The following is a 15,799-nucleotide window of genomic DNA, read 5'->3' on the forward strand; positions in this document are numbered from 1 at the left end:
CTACGTCTCGCCCCAACGGGAGGAGACGATATGGAACGCATCGGATTCGTGGGCGTGGGCCTCATGGGGCACGGGATCGCCGCCAATCTTCTGAAGGCCGGACATCCGCTGACGGTGATCGCGCATCGCAACCGCGCGCCGATCGACGACCTCGTGGGGCGCGGCGCGACCGAGGCAGCGACGCTGGCCGAACTCGCCGCCGCGTCGGACGTCGTCCATGTCTGCGCGCCCGGCTCGCCGCAGGTCGAGGCCATCGTGGACGCCCTGATCGACCATCTGCCCGACGGCGCGGTGGTGGTGGATTGCTCGACCTCGAACCCGGTCTCGACCCGGATGCTGGCCGAACGTCTGGACGCGCGCGGCTTCGGGATGGCCGACGCCCCGCTGGGCGGTACGCCCGCGCAGGCCGAAACGGGCGAGCTCGCCGCGATGGTCGGTGCGGACGACAGGATCTACGCGCGGGTGAAGCCCATCATCGCGACATGGGCGGGCCGGATCGACCATGTGGGCGGCGTCGGCGCGGGACACACGATGAAGCTCCTGAACAACTTCCTCGCCATGGGCTACGGTGCGATCTATTCCGAGGCGCTGGCGCTGGCCGATGCCTCGGGGATCGCGGTCGAGACCTTCGACGAGGTCATCCGCGGCAGCCGCATGGGCTGCGGGTTCTACGAGACGTACCGGTCCTACGCCGTCGAGGGCGACCGCGACGCGCACCAGTTCACGCTGACCAACGCGCTGAAGGACATGACCTATCTCGCCGCGCTGGCTGGCGGATCGGGCGTCGCGAACCCGGTGGGGGCCGCGATCCGCAACAGCTACGCGCTGGCGGTGAATACCGGAGGCGACGGCCCCGAGGATTACGTGCCGCACCTGCGGGACTTCGTCGCGAAGGCGAACGGGCGCGGCTAACCGATCCCGAGCTCGGTAAAGGCGATGTAGCGCACGGGGTCGCCCGGCGCGATCGTCGCGGCGCCGTGGGGCAGCTCGACGAAGCCCTCGGCCCAGCTCAGCCCCGAGACGCGGCCCGACCCTTCCGAGTGGAAGACCTCCGCCGCGCCGTCCCGCAGGCGCGCGCGCAGGAACTCGACGCGGCCGGGCTTCTTCGACTTCGCGAAGGCGGCGGGCACGATGCGGCCCACGGGCTCTGACCAGGGCGCGCCCGCCATCCGCAGGAGTGCCGGGCGCGCGAAGATCGCGGCACAGGTGAAGGCCGCGACCGGGTTGCCCGGCAAGCCGAAGACCGGTGTGCCGTCCCAGTGGCCCAGCACCAGCGGGCGACCGGGCTTCACGGCGATGCGCCAGTGATGGACGCCGCCCCGCTCGGACAGAAGCCGCGAGAGATGGTCCTCGGCCCCGGCACTCGCGCCGCCCGAGGTCAGGATCGCGTCGCACCCCGCGCCGTCCAGCCGGTCGGCCAGCGCCTGTGCGTCGTCACCCACATGTCCGAGGTCGACCGGCGCCAAGCCCCAGCCCGCCAGCATCGCCAGCAGCATGGGGCGGTTCACGTCCGGGATGCCGTCGCCGCCGGGGGCTACGATCTCGTCCCCGGTCGAGGGCACGCCCACCCGCAGCGGCGCGCGCACCGGCAGGGTGGCGTGGCCTGCCGCGATGGCGAGCGCCAGGTCCGGCGGGCGCAGCCGCAGCCCATCGGATAGGATCGGGTCACCGGGGCCGACATCCTCGCCCGCGCGGCGGGTGTTGGCGCCGGGCTTCGGGATCGCGCGCAGGACGACCGTGCCGTCCGCTTCGGTCGCGTCCTCCTGCAGGGCGACGGTGTCGACGCCTGCGGGCAGCGCCGCGCCGGTCAGGATGCGGATCGCGTGGCCCGGCGGAACCGGGTGCGGATGGGGGTGGCCGGCGGCGGCACGGCCCGGCGCGACCGGGATCGGGCCGGGCGCGAGCGTCGCATGGGCGAAGCCCCAGCCATCCACCGCCGCATTGGCCGCGGGCGGGTTGGCGCGCAGCGCCGCGACGGGCGCTGCGAGGATGCGCCCGGCGGCCTGTTCGACGGGCACCTCCTGCACGTCGGTGACCAGGGACAGGCTGTCGCGCAGCGTGGCGAGCGCGGTTTCCACCGGCGTCCACGCCACGCCGGGCGGCAGTGCGAAGCAATCCGAGGCGGCAGGCCGCATCGCGCCGCCTTCGGGCGAGACGCCGAGGATCCAGCCTTCCTCCGTGGCGATGCGGGCCGCGTCGGGCAGGTCGGCGGGGGCGGTGAACCAGTCTTCGGCTGCGGTTCGCAGCGCATGGGCGGTCGCGATCACCTGCCCCGCGTCCTTGATCTGGTGCGGCGCGGGCGGCCAGAGCGAGGGGTAGATCTCCACCAGAAGGTTACCTTCGGGCGGCAGGGCAAACCCCGTCTCCTGCGGCCAGACTGCGAGGGCGTGGCGGCGGCGGAGCGCGGGCAGCGCGGCGCAGCCCATCAGCGCCTGCGAGCCGACGGACCCGGTCGTGTAGAGCTTGAGCGCCGATTGCGCCGAGCGGACGGCGCTTTCGACCCGGCGATGCTCGGGGATGCCGTGGTCCCGCCGGGTGGTGCCCCGTTCCGGCAGGTCGGGATGGTCGCGCCCGCCGGGTCGCCCCCAGAGCGGGCCGATGCCCGGAAAGGCCCGGTTGATCGCCTCGGCCACGTCGAAGCGGTTGTTGGCGTTCTCCGGTCCGTCGGTAATGCGCGCGGCAAGCCAGTCCCAGACGGCGAGGGCGCGCGGCTCACCCGTCAGCCCTGCAGCGAAGCCCGGCGGCCAGCCCATGGCGAAGTCGAAGCCCAGAAGCGTGCGGCGGCCCTCGGCCAGAACCTCGTCGATCCAGTCGAGCGCGGCCGCGCGGGTGGGGAAATAGCGCAGATCCTGCACGCCCTCACGGTCGGCACAGACCCAGATCGCGTCCTTGTTCGGACGTGAGCCGGTGGGGCTGGCGGCGGCGGACCAGTCGGCGATCAGGATCGTCTCGAACATCATGTCCGGCCCCAGGCGAACCGGGCGATGGCGGCGATGTCGTCCAGCGGCAGGACCGGCTGGGCGACCTCGCAAGGGCCGGGGGCGGCTACGGCGGCGATGGTCGGGTCGGTCGCGGCGAGCGGCGGCTGACCCGTCTCGGGCTGCCAGACCTCGATCCGGAAATGGTCGCCCCGCTTCCAGCCTTCGGCCACCGCGATGTCGCAAGGTGCGAGGCGTGTCAGCAGGGTCGCGAGGTCGCGCGGCCCCCCCTCCTCGAAGGTGGTAACCCGCGCGTCCGAGGCGAGCACGACCTGCCGCGCACCCGCGATCCGGTGCCGATGGCTGTCGGTGCCGGGCGCGTCGAGGTCAAGCGCGTGATGGGTCCGCTTCAGCGTCGAGACGGTCAGGCCTTCCGTTGTCCAATGCGCCACCAGCCGTTCGGCCAGCGTCGTCTTGCCCGCGTTCTTGTGCCCGACGATCCCGATCAGCCGCATGCCATCGCCTCGGCCCGCGCCAGATCGTCCGGCGTGTTGACGTTGAAGAACGGGTCCCAGGGTTGGGTCGGGAAGATCGCGGTCCCTGCGGCGTGGCGATCGGTCCAGGCCAGCACCTTGCGCGTGCCGCCCGCCAATGCGGCGCGCAGGTCGTCGCGGAGCGCCACGGGCCAGAGGCCGAAGGTCGGCTGGTACCAGATGCGGTCCCCCTCCCGCGTGGCGGCGAGGGCGAGGCCCGAGGGGCCGGCAGCGTCGAGCAGGCGCGGCACGAGGTCGGGCGGCAGGAAGGGTGTGTCGGCGGCGGCGGTCACGATATGCGGCGCACCGGTCCCGGCAGCCCAGTCCAGCCCGGCCAACACACCCGCCAGCGGGCCGGGACGGTCGGGTGCGGTATCGGCCAGCACCGGCAGGCCCAGATCGGCCCAGCGCGCGGCGTCGCCATTGGCGTTGAGCGCCAGCCGGTCGACCTGCGGCCCGAGCCGCGCGATCACATGGGCCACCAGCGAGCGGCCTGCGATCGCCAGCCGCCCCTTGTCGCCGCCGCCCATCCGGGTCGCGCGCCCGCCTGCGAGGATGACGCCGTGGGGCTGGATCAGGCGTCCCATTCGACCCGATCCTCGCCCGAAAGGCAGACGAAGCGCTCGCCCTTCATGCGCCCGATCACCGTCAGGCCGACCTGCCGCGCGATCTCGACGCCCCAGGCCGTGAAGCCCGAGCGGGACACCAGCGACGGGATGCCCATCAGCGCGCATTTGATGACCATCTCGGAGGTCAGGCGGCCCGTGGTGTAGAGCGTCTTGTCGGCCGGATCGGTCCCCGTCGCGCGCATCCAACCGGCCAGCTTGTCGACCGCGTTGTGGCGGCCCACATCTTCGAAATAGGCGATGGGATCGGGCCCGAGGCAGAGGCAGGTGCCGTGGATCGCCCCCGCCTCGAGATAGAGGCTGGGCGTGCGCGCGATGGCGGCGGACAGCGCGCGCAGGTCCGAGACGCAGAGCGGCGTTGGCGGCAGCGTCAGGCCATCGAGCCCTTCCATCATGTCGCCGAAGACGGTGCCGACCGCGCAGCCCGAGGTGCGGGTGGCGCGGGCGAGCTTGGCCTCGTGATCGGTCTCGGTCGCGGTGCGGATGACGACGGCCTCGGTCTCCGCATCGAACGCGATGCCCGTCACCTCGTCGGACGCACGGACCATCCCCTGGTTGACGAGGAACCCGAGGCCCAGCCAGCGCGGGTGGTCGCCGATGGTCATCGCGGTCACGATCTCGCGGCTGTTGAGGTAAATCGTCAGCGGCCGCTCCTCGACCACGCGCAGCTCGACGGGCGCGCCGGTGCCGTCGAGACCGGTGACCGCGCGGGTCAGGGCCGCGTCGCCGGGATCGGGCGCGACGATCAGGGTGGGGGGCGTTCGCGTGGACACTTGCGGGACCTGCCGGGCTGGGGCTAGGGCGGACCTTGCCCGCGCCACCGGAGGGGATGCAACCAGATGACCGCGCCCCCCCGATCCCGGCGGACGCCTTTCGCCCTCGGCGTCGCGCGCGGCCTGCCCTTCATCGTCATCATGGTGCCCTTCGGGATGCTCTTCGGGGTGCTCGCCGCCGAGGTCGGGCTTCCGCTGGCGCAGGTCGTGGCCTTCTCGGTCGTCGTGATCGCGGGCGCGGCGCAGTTCACCGCCGTACAGCTCATCTCCGACGGGGCGCCGGTGGCGATCGTAATCCTCTCGGCGCTGGCGGTGAACCTCAGGATGGTGATGTATTCGGCGGCGATGGTGCCGCATGTCGGGGCGGCCCCGCTCTGGCAGCGGGCGGCGCTGTCCTACCTCTTGGTGGACCAGACCTACGCGCTTTCGGTTTCGGCCTACGAGGAGTGGCCGGACTGGTCGGTCGCGGACCGCGTCGCGTTCTTTGCGGGCACCGCCCTGCCCGTCTTCCCGGCCTGGGTCGGCGCGAGCTATGCGGGGGCCGCGCTCGGGGCGCGCATCCCCGAGGCGTGGGCGCTCGACTTCGCGCTGCCGCTGGCGTTCCTCGCGCTTGTCGGACCGCTCCTGCGGACCCGCGCCCATGTCGCGGCGGCCTTCGTGTCCGTGGTCGCGGCGCTGGTCTTCGCGTGGCTGCCCTGGAACCTCGGGCTGATCGTCGCGGCGCTCATGGCCATGGCGACCGGGGCCGAGATGGAGCGGCGGGCATGAGCACCGCGACCGTGTGGATCGTCATCGCGGCGCTGGCCGTCGGCACCTACCTGACGCGCTTCGCCTTTCTCGGGCTGGTCGGTGACCGCCCGATGCCACCCTGGCTGCTGCGGCATCTGCGCTATGCGGGGGTTGCGGTTCTGCCCGGCCTCGTGGCGCCCGCCGTGGTCTGGCCCGAGGCGACGGACGGCACGCTCGACGCCGCCCACCTCGTCGCGGCGGGGGTGGCTCTTGGCGTCGGCGCATGGCGGCGGGACGTGTTGCAGGCGGTGATCGCGGGCGCGCTGGTCTTCGCGGGCCTCGGCTGGGCTCTGGGCTAGGGGTCGTCGACCGGCAGCGCGGTCGTCGAGGACACGGTCTTGAGCGCGAAGGAGGATTGCAGCTTCGACACTCCCGGCAGGCCTGCGAGATGGGCGCGGTGTATGCGGGCGAAATCCTCGCTGTCGCGGGCGACGACCTTCAGGAGATAGTCGTAGGCGCCGGTCATCAGGTGGCATTCGAGCACGTCGGGGATGCGGGCGACCGCCGCCTCGAACGCGTCGAGGACCTCGTCGGCCTGGGTCGCGAGGCTGATCTCCACGAAGACGATGGTCCGCCGCCCGATGGTCCGCCCGTCGAGCAGGGCGACGCGGCCTCGGATGACGCCCGCCCGCTCCAGCCGCTGCACCCGGCGGTGGCAGGCCGAGGGCGAGAGGTTGAGCTGGTCCGAGAGCTGCTGCGCGGTCAGCGTGCCGTCGCGCTGGATGAGTCGCAGGAGCCGGGCGTCGGTCGCGTCGATCTGGGTCATCTCGCGCGTTCTCCGCGTTCACTTGAGGCCTAGCGCAAAATCTATGCGCTAAGCGCCCCTATCCCGCCGATGATAGCGATCCCTTCGCGCAGCGTCAGCCCTATAAGCGCCGCAACGCAGATCAGGGAGAGTGACATGCGCATCGGATGCCCCACTGAAATCAAGCCGCAGGAATTCCGCGTGGGCGTGACGCCCGCCGCCGCGATGGAGGCCGTGCTGCATGGCCACGAGGTCGTCGTGCAGGCGGGCGCGGGCCTCGGTTCGGGCTTCGAGGATGCCGAGTACGTCGCCGTCGGGGCCAAGATCCTGCCCGACGCGGCGGCGGTGTTCGAGCAGGCCGACATGATCGTGAAGGTCAAGGAGCCGCAGGCCGGGGAGCGCAAGATGCTGCGCGAGGGCCAGGTGCTCTTCACCTACCTGCATCTCGCCCCCGATCCGGAGCAGACGCATGACCTGATCGCGTCGGGCGCGACCTGCATCGCCTATGAGACGGTGACGGACCGCGCCGGCGGCCTGCCGCTCCTGGCGCCGATGTCGGAGGTCGCGGGCAAGCTCGCGCCGCAGGTCGGGGCGTGGACGCTGCAGAAGGCCAATGGCGGCCGCGGCGTCCTGATGGGCGGCGTGCCGGGCGTCGGACCCGCGCGGATCGCGGTGATCGGCGGCGGCGTCGTCGGCACGCACGCGGCGCGGGTCGCGGCGGGCATGGGCGCCGAGGTGACGGTGCTCGACCGCTCGCTGACGCGGCTGCGCTATCTCGACGACGCGTTCGGGTCGGTGTTTCGCACCCGCTATGCCAGCGCGGGCAACACCGCCGAGCTGGTGGCCGAGGCCGACATGGTGATCGGCGCGGTCCTCGTGCCGGGCGCCGCGGCTCCGAAGCTCGTGCGGCGCGACCAGCTGGCGGGCATGAAGACCGGCGCGGCCATCGTCGACGTCGCCATCGACCAGGGCGGCTGCTTCGAGACCTCGAAGGCCACCACCCATGACGACCCGATCTACGAGGTGGACGGCGTGATGCATTACTGCGTGGCGAACATGCCGGGCGCGGTGGCGCGGACCTCGACCATCGCGCTAGGGAACGCGACGCTGCCCTTCCTGCTGGCGCTGGCCGACAAGGGCTGGCGGGCGGCCTGCCTCGCCGATCCGCACCTGCGGGCGGGGCTGAATGTGCATGCCGGGCAACTGACCTATGCCGCCGTGGGCGAGGCGCTGAGCCTGCCGACCATCGCGGCCGAGGACGTGCTGGCCGCCTGAGCCGTCTGCACCGCAACGCAAAGGGGCCCGCGCATCGCTGCGCGGGCCCCTTTTTCATCGGGCGGGGATCACTCGGCGGCGGTGCGGCCCGCGCGCATCTCGTCGCGGATCTCCAGGAGGACATCCAGTTCGGACGGGCCGGTCTTGACCTCGGGGGCGGCATCGTCGGGCTTCTCGGCAGCGGCCTTCACCCGGTTGACCATCTTCACCAGCATGAAGACCACAAACGCGATGATCAGGAAGTTGATGATCGCCATGATGAAATTGCCGACTGCGAAGACCGGCACCCCGGCCTCGGTCGCGGCCTCGATCGAGGCGAATTCGCCGTCGCCCATGACGTAGAACCAGCCCGAGAAATCGATGCCCCCGGTGAAGAGCGCGATGATCGGGTTGATGAGATCGCCCACCAGCGACGTCACGATCGCGGTGAAGGCCGCGCCGATGATGATACCGACGGCCATGTCCATGACATTGCCCTTGGCGATGAAGTCCTTGAATTCGTTGATCATGTTTTTGTCTGCCTATTCCCTGGTCGCGTGCGCCGCCAGTTTCGACGGTCGCGTGCTTTTGGCCTAGCAGTTGACGTTCCGTCATCCACCGGGGCGGATTTTTGCCGCGACCCGTGGCCGGCGCACCACGCGGCGCGGATCGGATGTGCGCTGGTGCAGGTGTTTGCCCTGCCCCGGCCGGGCCTATGTCATGCGCGACGCAATCCCTCAGGAGGCCCCCATGGCCGATCTCTCCGCCTTCCCGATCACCGAGCGCTGGACGCCGCAGGATCCCACCAAGCTGCAACTCTTCAGCTTTCCGACGCCCAACGGGGTGAAGGCATCCATCGCGCTCGAGGAGCTGGGCCTTCCTTACGAGGCGCATCGCGTGACGCTCTCGGATGCGGACGTGAAGTCGGACGCGTTCCTGTCGCTGAACCCCAACAACAAGATCCCCGCGATCATCGACCCCGACGGGCCGAACGGCCAGCCCATCGGCCTGTTCGAGAGCGGGGCGATCCTGCTCTATCTCGGCGAGAAGACGGGGCGCCTGTTGGGGTCGGATGCGGCCGCGAAGGCACATGTCACGCAGTGGATCATGTGGCAGATGGGCGGGCTGGGGCCGATGCTGGGCCAGCTCGGGTTCTTCGTGAAATTCGCGGGCAAGGAGATCGACGACGCCCGGCCGCGTCAGCGCTACGTCGACGAGGCCAAGCGCCTCCTGGGCGTCTTCGCGGGCGAGATCGAGGGGCGCGACTGGATCGCGGGCGAGTTCTCGATGGCCGATATCGCCATCGCGCCCTGGCTGAACGCGCTGAACTTCTACGAGGCCAAGGACATCGTCGAGTGGGACGCGCATCCCGTGCTGCAGGACTATGTCGATCGGTTCAAGGCGCGGCCCGCGGTCGAGGTTGGGATGCGGACGCCGCCGCGCGAGGGCTGAGCCGCCCTACCACGGCAACGCCAAGAGTGCGCCAAGAAGCGCGGTGCCAAGGAACACCAGGGCACCGCCCATGGCCACGATCTCGATCCGGTCCATCATGGAACGGACCATGAACGGCGGAGCTTGAGAAAGCGTTAAGCCGGAAGGCCGCCGGTCAACACGTAATCGAGCACCTGCACGACCTGCTCGGGCGTCTCGCAGACCGCGAGGGCTGCTGCGTCCACCTCTTTCAGGGGATGGGCGTGTTCGGGCGCGTGCTGCACGATCAGGGCCTTGCCCAGCGCGGCGGCCTGGCCCGCGTCGAAGGCTGCGTTCCACTGCTTGTACTTGTCGCCGAAGCGCACGACGACGATGTCCGCGTCAGCGATGGCCTTGCGCGTGCGGATCGCGTTGAGCTGGGCGCCCTTTCGGTCGTGCCAGGTCTTGTCGGACTCGGCCCCGAGGATCGCGACACCGCAATCGTCGGACGCGTCGTGGTCGGTGACGGGGGCGGAGAAGGTCACGGGCAGATGCGCCGCGCCTTCGGTGATCGTGCGGCGCCAGTCGGTGTGGATTTCACCGGCGAGATAGACGTTGAGCTTCATGGCGGTTCCCCCTTGGGCCCGATGGTAGCGCGCGGCGCGGGTCGGGAAAGCGGCCCCCGATCGTGGGAGGATCGGGGGCCCAGGTCTCTCGCGTCCGGCGCCGGTCGCGATGGGACGGACCGCGACGGGGTATCGGGTCCGTGGGTGCAGGATGGAGGGGCCGCGTTGCACCGGGATGACGGCGAGGTGACGGTTCGGTGACGCCGAGGCCGCGAGACGAAAAACGGGCCCCGGCATCACTGCCGGGGCCCGCGTGGATCGTCGGGGAGGGGACGCGTCAGTCGGCGTCTTCGCCCGCCAGTTCCTTGCCGGTCTCCTGATCGACCATCTTCATGGCGAGGCGCACCTTGCCGCGATCGTCGAAGCCGAGAAGCTTGACCCAGACCTCCTGGCCCTCCGACAGCACGTCGGAGGGGTGGTTCAGGCGCTTGTTCTCGATCTGGGAGACGTGCACGAGGCCGTCGCGCTTGCCGAAGAAGTTCACGAAGGCGCCGAAATCGACGATCTTCACGACCTTGCCCTTGTAGACCTTGCCCTCCTCGGGCTCGGCCACGATCGAGTGGATCATGTCATAGGCCTTCTGGATGGCCTCGCCGTTGGGCGACGCGATCTTGATGGTGCCGTCGTCCTGGATGTCGACCTTGGCGCCGGACACTTCCACGATCTCGCGGATGACCTTGCCACCCGAGCCGATCACTTCACGGATCTTGTCGGTGGGCACCTGCATCGTCTCGATGCGGGGGGCGTGGGCCGAGAACTCGGAGCGCCCTTCGGTCAGCGCGTTCGCCATCTCGTCGAGGATGTGCAGACGGCCGGCCTTGGCCTGCTCCAGCGCGGTCTCCATGATCTCGGGCGTGATGCCGGCGATCTTGATGTCCATCTGGAGCGAGGTGATGCCGTCGGCGGTGCCGGCAACCTTGAAGTCCATGTCGCCCAGGTGATCCTCGTCGCCGAGGATATCGGTCAGGACCGCGTAGTCGCCATCGTCTTCCAGCACGAGGCCCATCGCCACGCCGGCCACGGGGGCCTTGAGCGGGACGGCGGCGTCCATCATCGCCAGCGACGATCCGCAGACCGTGGCCATCGAGGACGAGCCGTTGGATTCCGTGATCTCGGAGACGAGACGGATCGTGTAGGGGAAGTCCGTCGCCGACGGCAGAACCGCTTGCAGCGCGCGCCACGCCAGCTTGCCGTGACCGATCTCGCGGCGGCCCGGAGGACCGAAGCGACCCACTTCGCCGACCGAGTAGGGCGGGAAGTTGTAGTGCAGCAGGAAGTTGGATTTGAAGTTGCCGTGCAGCGCGTCGATGAACTGCTCGTCGTCACCGGTGCCGAGCGTCGTGACCACGAGGGCCTGCGTCTCGCCGCGGGTGAACAGCGCCGAGCCATGGGTGCGCGGCAGGAGGCCGACCTGGCTCTCGATGGCACGGACCTTGTCGAGCGCGCGGCCGTCGATGCGCTTCTTGTTCTTCACGACGTCGCCGCGAAGCACCTTGGATTCGAGCTTCTTCAGGGCGGTGCCGAGATTGGCGTCGTCCAGCTCCTCTTCCGACAGCTCGGACTTGATGGCGTCCTTGGCGACCGAGACGGCGCCGGTGCGCTCCTGCTTGTCGGTGATGGCGTAGGCGTCGCGCATCTTCTGCTCGCCGATCTCGCTGACGCGGGTCAGGAGAGCGGAATAATCGGGAGCCTGGAAGTCCATCGGCTCCTTGGCGGCGTCCTCGGCGAGGTCGACGATTAGGTCGATCACGGGCTGCATCTGCTCGTGGCCGAACTTCACCGCGCCCAGCATCTCGGCTTCGGACAGCTCGTAGGCTTCCGATTCGACCATCATCACGGCGTCCTTGGTGCCGGCGACGACCAGGTCGAGACGCTGCTCGGGGTTGTTCTTGAGCTGGTGCATGTCGTCCACGGACGGGTTCAGCACGTACTCGCCGTCGACGAAGCCCACGCGGGCACCGGCGATCGGGCCCATGAAGGGCGCGCCCGAGATCGTCAGCGCGGCCGACGCGGCGATCATCGCGACCATGTCGGGATCGTTCTCGAGGTCGTGGCTGAGCACCGTGCAGATCACGAGCACTTCGTTCTTGAAGCCATCGACGAAGAGCGGGCGGATCGGACGGTCGATCAGGCGGCTCGTCAGGGTCTCCTTCTCGGTGGGGCGGGCCTCACGCTTGAAGAAGCCGCCGGGGACCTTGCCCGCGGCGTAGTATTTTTCGTTGTAGTGCACCGTGAGCGGGAAGAAGTCCTGTCCCGGCTTCGGCTGCTTGGCATAGGTCACGGCGGCCATGACGCTGGTCTCGCCATAGGTGGCGATGACGCAGCCATCGGCCTGGCGGGCGATCTGACCGGTTTCCAGGGAGAGGGTGTCGTGACCCCACTCCATCTCTTTCTTGACGATGTTGAACATTCTCATCCTGTCTGGGGACGCGTCCGGCGTTCCGGGGTCCCCGAGTGTATGGCGGCCCCATTGCCGCCGACCCCCTTTGTCCTTCGCGCGGGCGCCGGGGTCGGGACGCCACGTCTCAGATGGGGTGCCCTACACCGGTTCGGAAGGCTTGGAAAGTGCCGCAAGGTCGCGTGCGTCAGGCAGGCAGAAGCTCGGCCAGGGCTGGGTGCGGAAAGCGGCGGCGGAGCGTGACGGCGTGGAAGCGCGCGGCGAGGTCGAGCGCGAAGGGCGCGGTCGCGAGGCGCCCGGATGCCAGCTCGTCGGCGACGACGACGGCGGGAACGACGGCGAGGCCCGCGCCCTCGCGCACGAGAAGGCGGATCATCGCCATGTCGTCGACCTCGGCGGCGATCCGGGGGGCCACGCCCATCCGCTCGCCCAGGGCGAGGAAGCCCGACCGGATGCCGGGATCCGACGGCAGGATGAACGCGCCCTCGGCCATCAGCGTGGCGAGATCGGGATGGCCCAGCCGGTCGGGCGGACCGTGGATCATGACCGGCTCGGTGGCGAGCGGATGGATCAGGAGGTCGCGGCCCGCATCGCGCGGCGGCTCGGAGGTCAGGACGACGTCGAGCGCCAGCGTCCGGAGATCCGCGACCAGCGCGCCGGCATTGTCGGAGCGCAGCTCAATTCCCGTCTCGCGCCCGAGGACGGGTGCGAGGAAGCGCGTCTGGAAATTGCGCGAGAGCGTGGCGACGGCGCCGACCCGCAGCGGCTCGGACCCGCCGCCCGCGCGGCCCAACGTCGCAATCAGGTCGTCACCGATGCGGAAAATGCGCTCGGCATGGTCGAGCGCCATCCGCCCGACCTCGGTCAGCTCCAGCCCACGCCCGACCCGGTCGAAGAGCGGATGCCCCAGCCGCGCCTCGAGCGTGCGGATCTGGGTCGAGAGCGCGGATTGCGACACGTTCAGCGTCTCGGCGGCGCGGGTCAGGTTCCCGGCACGCGCGACGGCATGGAAGTAGCGGAGGTGATGATAGTTCAGCGTCGCCATCATTCGTATTTATAGAACATTATCCCCCAAAAGCAGTATTTTTCTAGAACGTGTATGACCGCTACCTGATCGCCGACCCGACAGGAGAGCGTCATGGACATCGCATTCGACATCCTCGCCACCATGGTGGAGCAGATTCAGAAGCCCACCCTCGCCTTCCTCTTGGGCGGGATGGTTCTGGCCGCGCTCGGCTCGAAGCTCGAGGTGCCGGGGCCGGTCTACAAGTTCGTCGTCCTCCTCCTGCTGCTGAAGGTCGGGCTGGGCGCTGGCATCTCGGTGCGCGAGGCGAACCTCCTGGAACTCGTGGTACCGGCATTGGCCGCGGCAGGTGTCGGCGTCGCCATCGTCCTGATCGGCATGGTGACGCTGGCCTGCTGGCGGGGCGTGTCGCGCACCGACGGCATGGCGACGGCGGGACTGTTCGGGGCGGTCTCGGCCTCGACGCTCGCCGCCGGGATGGCGATGCTCGACAGCGAGGGCGTCACCTACGAAGGCTTCATCGGCGCGCTCTACCCGTTCATGGACATCGCGGCACTGGTCACGGCGATCGTGCTGGCCAAGCTCGCCGAACAGCGGCGCGCGGCCCCCGCGGTGCAGGGCGGCACGATGGCGCTGGGCGGCGGGTCGGGCGGCCCGGCCTTCGACGGCAAGCTGGTGCGCGAGATCCTCGTCGACACGTTCCGCAGTGCCGCGATCTCGGCCCTCGTCCTCGGGCTGGCGCTGGGCATCTTCGCCAAGCCGGATTCGGTCTACGAGAGCTTCTACGAGCCGCTCTTCCGGGGGCTCCTGTCGATCCTGATGCTCATCATGGGGATGGAGGCATGGTCGCGGCTGTCGGAGCTGCGCAAGGTCGCGGGCGCCTACATCCTCTACGGGCTGACCGCACCGCTGGTGCACGGCCTTCTGGGTTTCGGCGCGGGGCTCGTCGCCCACCACCTGACCGGCTTCTCGGGCGGCGGCGTGGTCCTCTTGGCGGTGATGGCGGCGTCCAGCTCGGACATCTCGGGCCCGCCGACGATGCGCGGCGCCCTCCCCGAGGCGAACCCCTCGGCCTATGTGGGGACCTCGACCGGGCTCGGGACGCCGGTGGCGATCCTGTCGATCCCGCTCTGGATGGCGCTGGCCGACGCGTTCATCGGCCTCTGAAGATGCAAAAAGGGGCCCGCGGGCCCCTTTTTCTCGACGGTGATCGAGCGGTTCAGCGGCGGATGCCGAGGCGCTTGATCAGGTCCTGATACCGCTCTTCGGACTTGCCGCGCGTGTAATCCAGAAGCTTCCGGCGCTGCGCGACCATCATCAGGAGACCACGACGCGAGTGGTTGTCCTTCTTGTGGGTCTTGAAGTGCTCGGTCAGCGTGGTGATGCGCGACGTCAAGATTGCGACCTGGACTTCGGGCGAACCGGTGTCGCCCTCCTTGGTCGCGAATTCCTTCATCAGGCGGTTCTTCTCTTCGACGGTAATCGACATCGGGGTCTCCTGTAGGTTCGGGGTCATGGCGCAGGCCGGGATGTCGTCCAGCAAGGCCCTTGGAGTGAGCGCGCCGCCTACACCCTCCTCCCGCGCAAGGAAAGCCCCATTCGGCGGCGTTAACCCTGTTTCCCTTATGTTCTAGGTGCGGGTGCGCCCCGCGTGGTAGCCGATCCCACCCAAGGGAAGTCCGCCCATGTTCCTGATCGCCGGCCTGTTGGGCGTATTCGTCTCCGGGGCGCTGATGTTCGCGCCGGTCGGTGACGACGGGCCCGAAGATGCGCCCGACCCCGACGGCGACGCATCGATCGGGGGCGACTCGCCCCTGACCGTTGCCACGGAGGGTGGCGGGGACGATGACGCGGCGCGGGTTCCGGCCGGCGCGCTGCCGCCGGGCACCCCGGAGCACCTGGCCCAGCGGCTCGATACGATGCGGCCCGATCCCATCGCCTTCGACACCGATGCGGTCACCGGCGGCACGTCCGGCGGAACGTATCAGGGCGGCGACGGCGACGACCTGATCATCGGCAATGACGGCGCGGACGCGATCTCGGGCGAGGATGGACGGGACGAGTTGCAGGGCGGCCGGGGCAACGACGATCTCGACGGCGGCGCAGGCGACGACATCCTGCTGGGCGAAGACGGCGACGACCGCATCGCCGGGGGCGCCGGGGCCGATTGGGCGCAAGGTGGCGCCGGGGACGACACGCTCGACGGGGGCGCAGGGGACGACGCGCTGATCGGGGGCTACGGGCGCGACCTGTTGTCGGGCGGTGATGGCGACGACATCCTCGACGGCACGATCACCGACACGCGCGGCGAGGCGGCGCAGGGCGACCGGCTGGAGGGTGGCGCGGGCGACGACACGCTGGCCGGCGGCACCGGCGATCGGCTGACGGGCGGGGACGGGGCGGACCTGTTCCTGTTCCGCGCGCCGCCTGTCGCCTTCACCGACGCCGGCCCGGCGGCACTGCCCTCGGCCGCGGCGGATGACGGGTTGGCGATGGATGACGGCCCGCCCCTGATCGAGGATTTCGATCCCGGCGCGGACCTGATCGAGATCGCGTATGGCGCCGACGACCCGGTGCCCGACCTTACGATCACCCGAGGCCCGGCCGGACAGGAGGTGCGGCTCGACGGCGAGATCGTCGCCCGTGTCACGGGCAGCGCACCGATCGAGGCGGCACATATCCGCCTCGTCGCCTGGGCCTGAA

General features: G+C 70.0%; 17 protein-coding genes. 7 read left to right on the plus strand and 10 right to left on the minus strand.

From position 1 onward, the window contains the following. Positions 1 to 30: 30 nt before the first annotated feature. Complete coding sequence (locus ACK8OR_RS08855) at positions 31 to 912, plus strand: NAD(P)-dependent oxidoreductase (protein ID WP_410189041.1); 882 nt, start codon at positions 31 to 33, stop codon at positions 910 to 912. Here ACK8OR_RS08855 and ACK8OR_RS08860 read toward each other — a convergent pair. From ACK8OR_RS08860 to ACK8OR_RS08875, 4 genes are read right to left on the minus strand one after another with little or no spacing between them, the layout of a single operon-like run. Further along, positions 909 to 2,960 carry a molybdopterin-binding protein gene (locus tag ACK8OR_RS08860; protein WP_410189042.1) on the minus strand — a complete coding sequence of 684 codons (2,052 nt, stop codon included), beginning with the start codon at positions 2,958 to 2,960 and terminating at the stop codon, positions 909 to 911. The two genes, ACK8OR_RS08855 and ACK8OR_RS08860, sit on opposite strands and share 4 nt — an antisense overlap. Beyond that, on the minus strand, positions 2,957 to 3,433 hold the full coding sequence (mobB, locus tag ACK8OR_RS08865; protein WP_410189043.1) for a molybdopterin-guanine dinucleotide biosynthesis protein B: 477 nt from the start codon (positions 3,431 to 3,433) through the stop codon (positions 2,957 to 2,959). Before mobB ends, ACK8OR_RS08860 begins: the two co-directional genes overlap by 4 nt. Continuing rightward, positions 3,424 to 4,038 carry a molybdenum cofactor guanylyltransferase MobA gene (gene mobA / locus ACK8OR_RS08870; RefSeq protein ID WP_410189044.1) on the minus strand — a complete coding sequence of 205 codons (615 nt, stop codon included), beginning with the start codon at positions 4,036 to 4,038 and terminating at the stop codon, positions 3,424 to 3,426. Before mobA ends, mobB begins: the two co-directional genes overlap by 10 nt. Continuing rightward, the gene (locus tag ACK8OR_RS08875) at positions 4,026 to 4,850 is read right to left on the minus strand and encodes a formate dehydrogenase accessory sulfurtransferase FdhD (protein ID WP_410189045.1); all 825 of its coding nucleotides are present in this window, start codon (positions 4,848 to 4,850) and stop codon (positions 4,026 to 4,028) included. The genes mobA and ACK8OR_RS08875 overlap by 13 nt, the downstream gene beginning before the upstream one ends. Before the next feature lie 66 nt (positions 4,851 to 4,916). Here ACK8OR_RS08875 and ACK8OR_RS08880 point away from each other — a divergent pair, with 66 nt between their 5' ends. Together ACK8OR_RS08880 and ACK8OR_RS08885 are read left to right on the plus strand one after the other, a co-directional pair. Further along, positions 4,917 to 5,618 carry an AzlC family ABC transporter permease gene (locus ACK8OR_RS08880; protein WP_410189046.1) on the plus strand — a complete coding sequence of 234 codons (702 nt, stop codon included), beginning with the start codon at positions 4,917 to 4,919 and terminating at the stop codon, positions 5,616 to 5,618. Continuing rightward, on the plus strand, positions 5,615 to 5,938 hold the full coding sequence (locus ACK8OR_RS08885) for an AzlD domain-containing protein (RefSeq protein ID WP_410189047.1): 324 nt from the start codon (positions 5,615 to 5,617) through the stop codon (positions 5,936 to 5,938). Before ACK8OR_RS08880 ends, ACK8OR_RS08885 begins: the two co-directional genes overlap by 4 nt. Here ACK8OR_RS08885 and ACK8OR_RS08890 read toward each other — a convergent pair. Next, complete coding sequence (locus ACK8OR_RS08890; RefSeq protein ID WP_410189048.1) at positions 5,935 to 6,405, minus strand: Lrp/AsnC family transcriptional regulator; 471 nt, start codon at positions 6,403 to 6,405, stop codon at positions 5,935 to 5,937. The two genes, ACK8OR_RS08885 and ACK8OR_RS08890, sit on opposite strands and share 4 nt — an antisense overlap. Before the next feature lie 135 nt (positions 6,406 to 6,540). Between ACK8OR_RS08890 and ald the strand changes: the two genes are divergently transcribed. Beyond that, on the plus strand, positions 6,541 to 7,659 hold the full coding sequence (gene ald, locus ACK8OR_RS08895; RefSeq protein WP_410189049.1) for an alanine dehydrogenase: 1,119 nt from the start codon (positions 6,541 to 6,543) through the stop codon (positions 7,657 to 7,659). Positions 7,660 to 7,727: 68 nt separating this feature from the next. Here the strand turns inward: ald and mscL are convergent, their stop codons facing one another. Then, positions 7,728 to 8,168 carry a large conductance mechanosensitive channel protein MscL gene (mscL, locus tag ACK8OR_RS08900; RefSeq protein ID WP_410189050.1) on the minus strand — a complete coding sequence of 147 codons (441 nt, stop codon included), beginning with the start codon at positions 8,166 to 8,168 and terminating at the stop codon, positions 7,728 to 7,730. 220 nt (positions 8,169 to 8,388) lie between these two features. Here mscL and ACK8OR_RS08905 point away from each other — a divergent pair, with 220 nt between their 5' ends. Then, positions 8,389 to 9,090, plus strand: coding sequence for a glutathione S-transferase family protein (locus ACK8OR_RS08905; RefSeq protein ID WP_410189051.1), 702 nt, complete (start codon positions 8,389 to 8,391; stop codon positions 9,088 to 9,090). Between the two features lie 134 nt (positions 9,091 to 9,224). Here the strand turns inward: ACK8OR_RS08905 and ACK8OR_RS08910 are convergent, their stop codons facing one another. The 3 genes from ACK8OR_RS08910 to ACK8OR_RS08920 all read right to left on the minus strand — a co-directional run bounded on the left by ACK8OR_RS08910 (position 9,225) and on the right by ACK8OR_RS08920 (position 13,120). Beyond that, complete coding sequence (locus tag ACK8OR_RS08910) at positions 9,225 to 9,674, minus strand: YtoQ family protein (RefSeq protein ID WP_410189052.1); 450 nt, start codon at positions 9,672 to 9,674, stop codon at positions 9,225 to 9,227. A gap of 277 nt (positions 9,675 to 9,951) precedes the next feature. After that, positions 9,952 to 12,084 carry a polyribonucleotide nucleotidyltransferase gene (gene pnp / locus ACK8OR_RS08915; protein WP_410189053.1) on the minus strand — a complete coding sequence of 711 codons (2,133 nt, stop codon included), beginning with the start codon at positions 12,082 to 12,084 and terminating at the stop codon, positions 9,952 to 9,954. 175 nt (positions 12,085 to 12,259) lie between these two features. Continuing rightward, positions 12,260 to 13,120, minus strand: a complete 861-nt coding sequence (locus ACK8OR_RS08920; protein ID WP_410189054.1) for a LysR family transcriptional regulator — start codon at positions 13,118 to 13,120, stop codon at positions 12,260 to 12,262. Between the two features lie 90 nt (positions 13,121 to 13,210). On the opposite strand from ACK8OR_RS08920, the gene ACK8OR_RS08925 reads away from it, so the two are divergent. Further along, positions 13,211 to 14,263: a sodium-dependent bicarbonate transport family permease gene (locus tag ACK8OR_RS08925; RefSeq protein WP_410189055.1), complete on the plus strand. Its 1,053-nt coding sequence runs from the start codon at positions 13,211 to 13,213 to the stop codon at positions 14,261 to 14,263. A gap of 52 nt (positions 14,264 to 14,315) precedes the next feature. Here ACK8OR_RS08925 and rpsO read toward each other — a convergent pair whose 3' ends face one another. Further along, positions 14,316 to 14,585 (minus strand): 30S ribosomal protein S15, encoded by a 270-nt coding sequence (gene rpsO / locus ACK8OR_RS08930; protein ID WP_410189056.1) that lies wholly within the window; start codon positions 14,583 to 14,585, stop codon positions 14,316 to 14,318. Positions 14,586 to 14,781: 196 nt separating this feature from the next. On the opposite strand from rpsO, the gene ACK8OR_RS08935 reads away from it, so the two are divergent. After that, positions 14,782 to 15,798, plus strand: a complete 1,017-nt coding sequence (locus ACK8OR_RS08935; protein WP_410189057.1) for a calcium-binding protein — start codon at positions 14,782 to 14,784, stop codon at positions 15,796 to 15,798. Position 15,799: the final 1 nt, after the last annotated feature.

It is taken from the genome of Jannaschia halovivens, assembly GCF_046452375.1.
GTDB lineage: Bacteria > Pseudomonadota > Alphaproteobacteria > Rhodobacterales > Rhodobacteraceae > Jannaschia > Jannaschia halovivens.